The sequence below is a fragment of the Aeromonas rivuli genome (assembly GCF_000820045.1).
GTDB lineage: Bacteria > Pseudomonadota > Gammaproteobacteria > Enterobacterales > Aeromonadaceae > Aeromonas > Aeromonas rivuli.
The window spans coordinates 89,451-101,147 of record NZ_CDBJ01000054.1 but is presented as its reverse complement, the minus strand read 5'-3'; the positions used below and the strand labels follow the sequence as shown (position 1 = coordinate 101,147).

Genomic DNA, 11,697 nt, shown 5'->3' with positions numbered 1-11,697 from the left:
CATGGCTTATTCAACGTTTTGCCAGACCCAGAATGACCAGCTCAAGGAACCCATGTTCTTTGGCCAGCCGGTCAACGTGGCCCGTTATGATCAACAAAAATATGATGTATTCGAGCGGCTGATCGAGAAGCAGCTCTCCTTCTTCTGGCGCCCGGAAGAGGTGGACGTCTCGCGGGATCGCATCGACTACCATGCCCTGCCCCCCCACGAGCAGCACATCTTCATTTCCAACTTGAAGTATCAGACGCTGCTGGACTCCATTCAGGGCCGCAGCCCAAACGTGGCGCTGCTGCCGCTGGTCTCCATCCCGGAGCTGGAGACCTGGATTGAGACCTGGGCCTTCTCCGAGACCATCCACTCGCGCTCCTATACCCATATCATCCGCAACATCGTCAACAGCCCCTCCCAGGTGTTTGACGACATTGTGACCAACGAGCAGATCCTCAAGCGCGCTGGCTCCATCAGTTGCTACTATGACGACCTCATCGAGGCGACCGCGCTCTATAACCTGCACGGTGCCGGTACCCATATGGTCAACGGCGCTGAGCGCACCATCGACCTCCATGAGCTCAAGAAGAAGCTCTATCTGTGTCTGATGAGTGTCAACGCCCTGGAGGCGATCCGCTTCTACGTCAGCTTTGCCTGCTCCTTTGCCTTCGCCGAGCGCGAACTGATGGAGGGCAACGCCAAGATCATCAAGATGATCGCCCGTGATGAAGCCCTGCACCTGACTGGCACCCAGCACATGCTCAACCTGATGCGCAGCGGCCAGGACGATCCCGAGATGGCCATCGTGGCTCAGGAGTGTGAGCAGGCCTGCTTCGACATCTTCAAGGAAGCGGCCGAGCAGGAGAAGGAGTGGGCAGAGTACCTGTTCCAGGACGGCTCCATGATTGGCCTGAACAAGGACATCCTCTGCCAGTACGTAGAGTACATCACCAACCTGCGCATGGCTGCCGTCGGGCTGCCGTCCGCCTTTAGCGGCGCCAAGCAAAACCCTATTCCCTGGATCAACACCTGGCTGTCGTCTGACAACGTCCAGGTCGCCCCCCAGGAAGTGGAAGTGAGCTCCTATCTGGTCGGTCAGATAGACAGCGAAGTGAGTCATGAAGATCTCGGTGACTTCGAGCTGTGAGTGAGGCCCTGCTGGCGCCAGAGCGGGCCGCCCAGACCCCAGGGGTTGAACGCGAGCCGGCGTTGGCCATCATAGATAGCCAGCACGGCCCCATGCAGGTTCGCCCTGGCGAGGCGTTGCTCGACACCCTGGAGCGCCACGGCCACCAGCTGGAGTATCAGTGTCGCAGCGGCTATTGCGGCGCCTGCCGCACTCCTCTGCTGGCGGGCAAGGTGTACTACCCGGAGCCTCCCCTTGCCTTCGTCGAAGCGGGGCAGTGTCTGCCCTGTTGCTGTCGCCCGGTGGGCGACATCACCCTCGATCTCAGTCACCACGACTAGCGCCTCACCACCAGATCCCCAGAGCCCTCCATCGAGGGCTTTGTGTTATCCGCCAGCGGCGGTCTGCCAAACCATGTTGATATGCTCAGCCCCACTCCCAGCCAGTGCATGCTGCTCGCCCCGCCCCTCCAGACAATCTTGAGCCACGCCTGTGTCTGCGCATCTGCCTGCCCGTCTGGCAGCTGCGACGGCCCGCCACACCGCTTGCGAGGAAGGGAGAGAAGCCCGCCCCTGCACCAGCCACGGTCTGCACGCAAAAAAAATGCCCTCCGAAGAGGGCATGTCCATGTCTGACACGTAGCCAGATTGCTGACCGTCGATTTAGACGTTACGGCTGACCACAGGGTGATCCAGCAGGGCCTCGTCTTCGGCCATGCAGGCTGCCGCGGTGAACAAGACGTCGGTGGAGCTGTTAAGGGCTGTCTCGGCGGAATCTTGCAGCACACCGATGATGAAGCCGACCGCGACCACCTGCATGGCGACATCATTGCTGATGCCAAACAGGCTGCAGGCCAGAGGGATCAACAGCAGGGAGCCGCCGGCTACCCCAGATGCGCCACAGGCGCTGATGGTTGCGACCACGCTGAGCAGCACTGCCGTGGCCAAATCCACCTGCAGACCCAGGGTATGGGCCGCCGCCAGACTCAGTACCGTGATGGTGATGGCGGCACCAGCCATGTTGATGGTGGCTCCCAGGGGGATGGAGACCGCATAGGTGTCCTTGGGCAGCTTGAGCTTCTCGCACAGGGCCATGTTGACCGGGATGTTGGCGGCGGAGCTACGGGTGAAGAAGGCGGTCACACCGCTCTCTTTCAGGCAGGTCAACACCAGCGGATAAGGGTTGCGCTTTATCTTCCAGAAGACGATGAGCGGGTTGACCACAAAGGCGATGAACAACATGCTGCCGATCAGCACCATCAGCAGATGGGCGTAACCAAGCAACGCCTCGAAGCCGGTCTCGGCCAGGGTGGATGCGACCAGACCCAGGATGCCGAGCGGGGCGCAGCGGATCACCGCCTTGACGATGATAGAGACCCCATCGGACAAGTCGGAAACCAGCACCTTGGTGCTCTCACTGGCGTGACGCAGCACGATGCCAAGGGCGATGGCCCAGGCCAGGATGCCGATGTAGTTGGCTTCCATCAAGGCCTTGACCGGGTTGCTCACCACGTTGAACAGCAGGGTCTGCAACACCTCGATGATGCCCCCAGGCGGGGTGACATCGGCGGTATTGGCCACCAGATGCAGGCTGGAGGGGAACATGAAGCTGGCCAGCACGGCCACCAGCGCGGCGGCGAAGGTACCGAACAGGTAAAGACCGAGCAGCGGGCGGATATTGGTCTTCTGACCCTGCTTGTGACCCGTGATGGAGGCGGTCACCAGCACGAAGACCAGTATGGGGGCCACGGCCTTGAGGGCACCGACAAACAGGTTGCCGAGCAGACCTGCCGATTTGGCCCACTCAGGAGCGAGCAAGGCCAGCACTATGCCAACGATCAAACCGATCAGGATCTGGCTGACCAGACTGGTGCGATTGATCAGACGAAGGAGGGGGTGTTGTTGTGTCATCTATGTAGTCCCTGTGCACACACGGTGCTTGAATCATGAAGTCCTGCGGCGAACCTATTTCATTCGGAACCAACCGAACGAACCCGCCAGCTGCGGGAAGACCTTCTCGAGGGGGTCTCTGTTCCAGGCGGGGGTCGCACCCATGGAATATCCCACCTGCAACATCTTTTTTCCACACATACACCACGAAAATCCCATTTCACATCACAAAAAAACCACAACAATGAGATAACACCATATCAACAACCGCCAGAACGAAGCCAAATGCCACTCTCTTGGCGTCCCTGGCCGATCCTGGCCGGGTCCAGGTGGTATCATGGGGTTTTCCTCAGGATGCCGCCCTATGATCGCCTCTTTGCTTGAACAACACTTCGGTTTCACCCAGCTCAGACCCGGGCAACAGGCAGTCATGGAGCAGATATTGGCAGGACGCAGCGCCGCGGCCATCTTCCCGACAGGCTCCGGCAAGTCTCTTTGCTATCAACTGCCCGCCCTGGCCCTGCCCCACCTGACCCTGGTCATCTCCCCGCTCATCGCCCTGATGCAGGATCAGCTCGCCTTCTTGCAGCGCAAAGGGATAGCCGCAGCCACGCTGGATTCGAGCCTGACCCCGGAGCAGAGCCGTGAGGTGATGCGGCAGATAGAGGCTGGCGAGCTCAAGATCCTGATGATCTCGGTCGAGCGACTCAAAAACGAGCGCTTTCGCCGCTTCATCGCCGGGGTGCCGCTCTCGTTGATGGTGGTGGACGAAGCGCACTGCATCTCGGAGTGGGGCCACAACTTTCGTCCCGATTACCTCAAGCTGCCCGAACACAGGCGCGCTCTTAATATCCCCCAGGTACTGCTGCTGACCGCCACCGCCACGCGGGCCGTGATGCAGGACATGCAACGCAAGTTCGATATCGACGATCAGGGGCTGGTGGTGACCGGTTTCTACCGCCCCAATCTGGACTTGAATGTTGTGCCTATTGAACCCGGCTTGCGTGACCGCTGGCTGGCGCAGGAGATAGGGCGAGCGCCTGGCGCCCCGACCATCGTCTATGTCACCCTGCAACACACCGCCGAGGCGTGCGCCGCCAATCTGGCCCGGGCCGGGTTTCGGGCCCGTGCCTATCATGCCGGGCTGGGCGCTGATCTTCGCCGGGAGATACAGCAGTCCTTCATGACTGGCCAGCTCGACTGCATTGTCGCCACCATCGCCTTTGGCATGGGGATAGACAAGGCCGATATTCGCCGGGTCATCCATTACGACTTGCCCAAGTCCATCGAGAACTACAGCCAGGAGATAGGCCGTGCCGGGCGAGATGGCCAGCTCTCCCACTGCACTGTGCTGGCCAACCGGGCTCAGCTGCCGGTGCTGGAGAACTTCGTCTATGGGGATACCCCGGACCGCGCCGCCATCCGTCAACTGTTGGCCCAACTGCCCCCTGCGGGGGAGTCCTGGGAGTTCGTGCTGCTGCGCCTCTCCAACGAGACCAATATTCGCCAGCTTCCCCTCAAGACACTCCTGGTCTATCTGGAACTGGCCGGCGTGCTGAGCCCGGCTTATAGCTATTTTGCCGACTATCGCTTCAAGTTCATCGCAGACAAAGCCGCCATATTGGCGCGTTTTGGCGAGGGGCGTCGCCACTTTCTCGAGGCCCTGTTCGCCTCTGCCCCTCAGGCTCGCAGCTGGTGCACCATGGATTTTGAGGCCCTCTGGCAGGGGTATCAGGGGGAACGATCCCGCGCCGTGGCCGCCCTCGACTATCTGCAGCAACAGGGGCTCATCGAACTGGAGAGCAAGCAGATGACCGAGGTTTATCAGGTGCAGAATGCACCGAGCAGCCTCGATGTCCTCGCCGATGAGCTTCATGCTCTGTTCGAGCAAAAGGAGCAGAGCGAACTGGCCAGGTTGCAAGGCCTGCTCGCCTTCTTCACCTCACCCACCTGCCTGAGCCACTCCCTTGCCCACCATTTTGCCGATGAGCAAGCGCCGGCCTTATGCGGTCACTGTTCGGTCTGTCGCGGCCAGGTGGCGGAGCTGCCTGTTCACCTCGCCCCACAACTGCCCAATGAAGCCGGGATCCGCGCCTGGTGCGATCCGCTGGCGAGCCTGTTGCCCCAACCAACACCCAGGGTGCTGGCGCGCTTCCTGTGCGGCATCAGCACGCCGCTCACCACCCGCCTCAAGGCGGGCAAGCTGGCTGGCTTCGGGAGGCTGAGCGAGGTGCCCTTTGCGCAGGTGATGGCACTGGTGACCCAGGCCTATGGTGTGCAAGTCTCCAAATAGACTCATTTGTTCCGTCTTGGGGATTCCGGCCAAGAATGCCGGTTAGCGTGCTGAAGAGATAAGGAGGATAACAGGAGGGCCTGCGCCGAAAAAATAAGACCCTCGCAGATGCGAGGGTCAAGCCAACGGAAACGTGCTTAAACAGAGCTTTGTTTTCGGACACTGAGACGCCTTCTTGCTAAAGCAGCGCAGCACCGAACACAGGGCCAATCTAGAGCAGCCTGAATGTAGCGTCAATGTAAAAATTAGACTCAAGACTCTAAGTTTTGAGCATTACGTTAACGCTTACGTAAAGCACATTCCACTGTGACATTCCCCAAGGCACGGCTGGCCTGCCCTGGGGCGATAGCGATCCTCTCCCTCATCCCATTCGTACTTTTTTATTGAAGAATGATGAAACATTTATTTTTTATCTCTTTGACATTTACCCAGCTATCGTGGCAGAAATAATTTAACAGTCAGTAACATACAGCATCTGCTGACTGCCTCCCACCCAAAGGGCCAGGGAAGCGAGCCAACCGATTTAATCCCGTTAACGGTGATGGATTACTGGGGGCTGTTGACTAGGCTTAAGAGGAAAGTACAACAAGGGTAAGAAACCGGTCATTTTAGGGTAAGCGACTATAACGAGGGCTAAGTTATGGGCATCTTCGAGCATTACCAACAGCGTTATGAGCAAGCCAGGGAAGAGGAGTACAGCATTCAGGAGTTCCTGGACATGTGCAAACAGGATAAATCCTGCTACGCCTCCGCCGCCGAACGTCTACTGGTCGCCATCGGCGATCCCGAGATGGTTGATACCGCCACAAATCCACGACTCAGTCGCCTCTTCTCAAATCGAGTCGTTGCACGCTATCCGGCATTCAAAGATTTCTATGGCATGGAAGAAGCCATCGAACAGATCGTCTCCTACCTCAAACACTCGGCCCAGGGGCTGGAGGAGAAGAAACAGATCCTCTATCTGCTGGGTCCGGTTGGCGGCGGTAAATCCTCCCTGGCCGAGAAGCTCAAATCCCTGATGCAGAAGGTGCCCATTTACCGGATCAAAGGTTCCCCGGTCAACGATCACCCCTTCTGCCTGTTTGACATGGAGGAGGACGGTGAGCTGCTGGAGAAAGAGTACGGCATACCCCGCCGTTACCTGCGTCCCATCATGTCTCCCTGGGCGGCAAAGCGTCTCACCGAATACGGTGGTGACATCAGCAAGTTCAAGGTAGAGAAGATCAACCCCTCCATCCTGCACCAGATCGCCATCGCCAAGACGGAGCCCGGTGATGAGAACAATCAGGACATCTCTTCCCTGGTTGGCAAGGTCGATATCCGCATGCTGGAACACTTTGCCCAGGATGACGCCGATGCTTACTCCTACTCCGGGGCCCTGTGCAAGGCCAACCAGGGCATGATGGAGTTCGTCGAGATGTTCAAGGCCCCCATCAAGGTGCTGCACCCGCTGCTGACCGCGACGCAAGAAGGCAACTACAACGGCACCGAAGGGCTCTCTGCCCTCCCCTTTGACGGTATCTTGCTGGCTCACTCCAACGAATCCGAATGGCAGCACTTCAAGAACAACCGCAACAACGAAGCCTTCCTCGACCGCGTCTATATCGTCAAGGTGCCATACTGCCTGCGCGTCTCGGAAGAGGTGAAAATCTACGAGAAGTTGCTCACCAACAGCGAACTGACCGAGGCCAAGTGCGCCCCGGGAACCCTGGAGCTCCTCGGCCAGTTTACCGTCTTGTCACGACTCAAGGAGCCGGAGAACTCCAGCCTCTACTCCAAGATGCGGGTCTATGATGGCGAGAGTCTCAAAGACACGGATCCCAAAGCAAAAAGCTATCAGGAGTACCGGGATTATGCCGGGGTCGATGAGGGGATGAATGGCCTGTCGACCCGCTTCGCATTCAAGATATTGTCGCGGGTGTTCAACTTCGATCATGCCGAGGTCGCGGCCAACCCGGTGCATCTCTTCTATGTGCTGGAGCAACAGATAGAGCGGGAACAGTTCCCGCAAGAGATCCACGATCGCTACCTGGAGTTCATCAAGGGCTACCTCACCCCGCGTTACGTGGAGTTCATCGGCAAGGAGATCCAGACCGCTTATCTCGAGTCCTACTCGGAGTACGGCCAGAACATCTTCGATCGCTACGTCACTTATGCGGATTTCTGGATCCAGGATCAGGAGTATCGGGATCCAGAGACGGGCCAGCTGTTTGACCGCGCCTCCCTCAACAGCGAGCTGGAGAAGATAGAAAAACCGGCAGGCATCAGCAACCCGAAAGATTTTCGCAACGAAATCGTCAACTTCGTGCTGCGGGCCCGGGCCAACAACGCCGGTCGCAATCCGAACTGGACCAGCTACGAGAAGCTGCGCACCGTCATCGAGAAGAAGATGTTCTCCAATACCGAGGAGCTGCTGCCGGTTATCTCCTTCAACAGCAAGACCTCGGCGGAAGAGCAGAAGAAACACGATAACTTTGTCGAGCGGATGATGGAGAAGGGCTACACCCGTAAACAGGTGCGGCTGCTCTCCGAATGGTATCTCAGGGTACGCAAGTCATCCTGAGCCTGACGGCTTTGCCAAGGGGGAGTTATGGCGCACTTTATCGACCGCAGGCTCAACGGCAAGAACAAAAGCGCTGTCAATCGGCAGCGCTTCATCCGCCGCTACAAGAAGCAGATCAAACAAGCGGTCTCGGATGCCGTCTCCAAGCGCAGCATCCAGGACGTAGACAAAGGCGAGAGCATCAGCATCCCGACGCGGGACATTGGCGAGCCCCATTTTCACCAGGGTCAGGGGGGAAAACGGGAGATGGTGCACCCGGGTAACGATCAATTCGTCTCCGGGGACAAGATAGACAGACCCAAGGGCGGTGGCGCAGGTCAGGGCGCGGGTGAAGGTCAGGCCTCCAATCAGGGGGAAGGAAGCGATGACTTCGTGTTCCAGATCTCCAAGGAGGAGTATCTGGATCTCTTGTTCGAAGATTTGGAACTGCCCCACCTGCAAAAGACGCAGCTCAACCAGCTGATGGAGATGAAGACCTACCGGGCTGGCTACACCTCAAACGGGGTGCCGGCCAATATCAACGTAGTGCGTTCCCTGCGCAACTCACTGGCGCGACGCATGGCACTGCAAGCGGGCAAGAAACGCACTCTGCGTGAACTTGAAGCGCGCATGCTGTTGCTTCAGCAAGATCCGAGCGAACACTTTGCTGAGATCACACTGCTTGAGAAGGAGATCCGCGACCTGAAAAAACGGATCGATGCCGTGCCTTTTATCGATACCTTCGATCTCAAGTTCAATAACTTCGTCAAACGGCCGGTTCCCTCCAGTCAGGCGGTGATGTTCTGCCTGATGGATGTCTCCGGCTCCATGGATCAGGCCACCAAGGAGATGGCCAAACGCTTCTACATCCTGCTCTACCTCTTCCTGAGCCGTACTTACAAGAATGTGGAGGTGGTCTATATCCGCCACCACACCCAGGCCAAGGAGGTGGACGAGCATGAGTTCTTCTACTCCCAGGAGACGGGGGGCACCATCGTCTCCAGCGCGCTCAAGATGATGAGCGACATCATGGATGAGCGCTACCCCACCAATCAGTGGAACATCTACGCCGCCCAAGCCTCCGATGGCGACAACTGGGCAGACGATTCGCCCCAGTGTAAAGAGATCCTGCTGCGCGACATCATGCCGCGGGTTCGCTACTACTCCTATATCGAGATCACCACCCGGGCCCACCAGACTCTGTGGCACGAATACGAGTCGGTGGCGAGCCACTACTCCTACTTTGCCATGGAACATATCCGCAAGGTGGAGGACATCTATCCGGTATTCAGGGAACTGTTCAAGAAGCAAGCGGCCTAGGGGGGCATATGACAGAGACAGCCAGAACCTTTGCGCCCTTCGATGATGGGCCAGACTGGAACTTCGATCTGCTGGAGATCTACCACAAGGAGATAGCGCGCGTCGCCAAGCACTATCGCCTGGATACCTACCCCAACCAGATAGAGGTGATCACCGCCGAACAGATGATGGATGCCTACTCCAGCGTCGGCATGCCCATTGGCTACCAGCATTGGTCATTCGGCAAGCGTTTCATCCACACCGAGCGCAACTACAAGCGAGGCCAGATGGGGCTCGCGTATGAAATAGTGATCAACTCGGATCCCTGCATCGCCTATCTGATGGAGGAGAACACCATGCCGATGCAGGCCCTGGTGATGGCTCACGCCTGCTATGGCCACAACTCGTTTTTCAAGAACAACTATCTGTTCAAGACCTGGACGGATGCCTCATCCATCATCGATTACCTGTTATTTGCCAAAAACTACATCACCGAGTGCGAAGAAAAGCACGGTATAGACGCGGTAGAGCGGCTGATTGATGCCTGCCATGCTCTGATGAACTTCGGGGTGGATCGCTATAAACGGCCCCAGAAGATCTCGTTGGCCGAGGAGAAACGGCGCCAGAAGGCCCGTGAGGATTATTTGCAGACCCAGGTCAATGAGCTGTGGCGCACCCTGCCCAAGCAGCACAAGTCCTCCAATGTGGCGGACAGACACTACCCCTCGGAACCTCAGGAAAATCTGCTCTATTTCATCGAGAAGAATGCCCCCCTGCTCGAACCTTGGCAGCGGGAAATCGTGCGCATAGTGCGCAAGATAAGCCAGTACTTCTATCCCCAGAAACAGACCCAGGTCATGAACGAAGGCTGGGCCACCTTCTGGCACTACACCATACTCAACCACCTTTATGATGAGGGGAAATTGAGTGATCGCTTCATGATGGAGGTGCTGCACAGCCACACCAATGTGGTCTACCAGCCCCCCTATAACAGTCGCTACTACTCGGGGATCAATCCCTATGCCCTGGGATTTGCCATGTTCATCGATCTGCGGCGCATTTGTGAACACCCGACCGAAGAGGACAGGCGCTGGTTCCCCGACTATGCCGGCACCAACTGGGTGGATACCCTCCACTTTGCCATGCAGAACTTCAAGGATGAGAGCTTCATCAGCCAGTTTCTCAGCCCGAAAGTGATGCGCGATCTGAAACTGTTCGCCATCGATGATGACGATCTGAAAAACTACCTCAAGATTGCGGCCATCCATAATGAAGAGGGTTATCATCTGGTCCGCAACGCCCTCTCGGCCCAGTACAACCTCAGCAATCTGGAGCCCAACATCCAGGTCTATGATGTGGCGGTGAAGGGGGATCGCGCTCTGACCTTGCGTTATATTCCTCACAACCGCATCCCACTCGGCGACTCCCATCATGAAGTGCTCAAGCATGTGCATCTGCTATGGGGGTTTGATGTCGTGCTGGAGCAAGACAATGGCGATCTGCCAAGTGATCTCATCGGTCGTTGTCCAGAGCGACGCCCCTCCCCTTGACCCTGCCCCATGACAGATAATGCAAAGAGCGCGCCCTGGGGCGCGCTCTTTTTCTACCATCACTCGGCGAGATCCCAGAGGAGCTCAACGTCATCAGTTATCGCACAGGTTGCTCGGCATATCTGTGCGCAGGCGAGTCCATAACTTACCGGACTCAATGCCGTATTGGCGTACCGTCTTGTACACATCTTCGTGATTCTTGGTCTCTGCCAGCGTGCGCAACACCTTGTAATAGGCATCAGCGGAGGCGCGAGCCTGAGTATCGGAGAAGTAGTAACGACCAACCCGGCTATAAAGCCCCTTGAAACCGTTCAGGATCAGGGCATAGATGGGGTTGCCCGAGGCAAACGCAAGTTGATGATGCAGACGATAGTCAAACTCGGCATAGGCATCGGCACTGTTATCGACACTGTCCGCAGCCCGCAAGATTTCGGCAGCTTGTTCCGGATTGTTGCGGATCGCGCCCCGGATGAAGATGGTGCAGATGTTGGTGCGCGCCGACAGCAATTGCGCCACCAGCTCAGGCACTTTGTCCTGATCCAGGCGGGCCAGGGTTTCGAGGATATTAAGACCCGATGTTTCCCAGAAGTTGTTGACCTTGGTCGGCTTGCCATGCTGAATGGTCAGCCAGCCATCACGGGCCAAGCGTTGCAGCACTTCACGCAGCGTAGTGCGGGTAACACCGATTAATTCGGACAGCTCGCGTTCTGCCGGCAGTATGGAGCCTGGCGGAAAGCGATTGTTCCAGATGGACTCGATGATATATTCCTCGGCAAACCCGGCAGGGCTCTGCGCTTTTATAACCATGAAGTGACTCGATTCTCGTGCGTAAAAAGGCTCCCGAATAATAGCAAAGCAGGGGGACGTGGCAAGCAGAAGGTCAGTCCTCTGCTCACATAAACGCACTGTTTTGTTATCAAAACGTATATAAATTCATCGCCCGCCGAGTTCGAGACTCATGCATGCCCCGAAATTGCGAGCAAGTCATGGGCAAGCTTCATTATGTAATT

Annotated in this window: 8 protein-coding genes; 6 read left to right on the top strand and 2 right to left on the bottom strand. The window is 57.3% G+C overall.

The features are described from left to right. The first annotated feature begins 1 nt into the window (after position 1). Positions 2 to 1,135: a class Ia ribonucleoside-diphosphate reductase subunit beta gene (nrdB, locus tag BN1130_RS12655; RefSeq protein WP_042042407.1), complete on the top strand. Its 1,134-nt coding sequence runs from the start codon at positions 2 to 4 to the stop codon at positions 1,133 to 1,135. A gap of 62 nt (positions 1,136 to 1,197) precedes the next feature. After that, positions 1,198 to 1,455, top strand: coding sequence for a class I ribonucleotide reductase maintenance protein YfaE (yfaE, locus tag BN1130_RS12650; protein ID WP_306381969.1), 258 nt, complete (start codon positions 1,198 to 1,200; stop codon positions 1,453 to 1,455). 321 nt (positions 1,456 to 1,776) lie between these two features. Here the strand turns inward: yfaE and sstT are convergent, their stop codons facing one another. Then, entirely contained in the window at positions 1,777 to 3,024 is a 1,248-nt protein-coding gene (gene sstT / locus BN1130_RS12645; protein WP_042042406.1) for a serine/threonine transporter SstT, read from the bottom strand. A gap of 343 nt (positions 3,025 to 3,367) precedes the next feature. On the opposite strand from sstT, the gene BN1130_RS12640 reads away from it, so the two are divergent. The 4 genes from BN1130_RS12640 to BN1130_RS12625 all read left to right on the top strand — a co-directional run bounded on the left by BN1130_RS12640 (position 3,368) and on the right by BN1130_RS12625 (position 10,687). Next, positions 3,368 to 5,296 carry a RecQ family ATP-dependent DNA helicase gene (locus BN1130_RS12640; RefSeq protein WP_042042405.1) on the top strand — a complete coding sequence of 643 codons (1,929 nt, stop codon included), beginning with the start codon at positions 3,368 to 3,370 and terminating at the stop codon, positions 5,294 to 5,296. Positions 5,297 to 5,936: 640 nt separating this feature from the next. Then, complete coding sequence (locus BN1130_RS12635; RefSeq protein ID WP_042042404.1) at positions 5,937 to 7,859, top strand: PrkA family serine protein kinase; 1,923 nt, start codon at positions 5,937 to 5,939, stop codon at positions 7,857 to 7,859. Between the two features lie 27 nt (positions 7,860 to 7,886). Beyond that, positions 7,887 to 9,158, top strand: coding sequence for a YeaH/YhbH family protein (locus tag BN1130_RS12630; protein WP_042042402.1), 1,272 nt, complete (start codon positions 7,887 to 7,889; stop codon positions 9,156 to 9,158). Between the two features lie 8 nt (positions 9,159 to 9,166). Further along, positions 9,167 to 10,687 (top strand): SpoVR family protein, encoded by a 1,521-nt coding sequence (locus tag BN1130_RS12625; RefSeq protein ID WP_042042401.1) that lies wholly within the window; start codon positions 9,167 to 9,169, stop codon positions 10,685 to 10,687. Positions 10,688 to 10,780: 93 nt separating this feature from the next. Here the strand turns inward: BN1130_RS12625 and fadR are convergent, their stop codons facing one another. After that, a complete protein-coding gene (fadR, locus tag BN1130_RS12620; RefSeq protein WP_042042400.1) occupies positions 10,781 to 11,494 on the bottom strand; it encodes a fatty acid metabolism transcriptional regulator FadR in 714 nt (237 codons plus the stop codon). Positions 11,495 to 11,697: the final 203 nt, after the last annotated feature.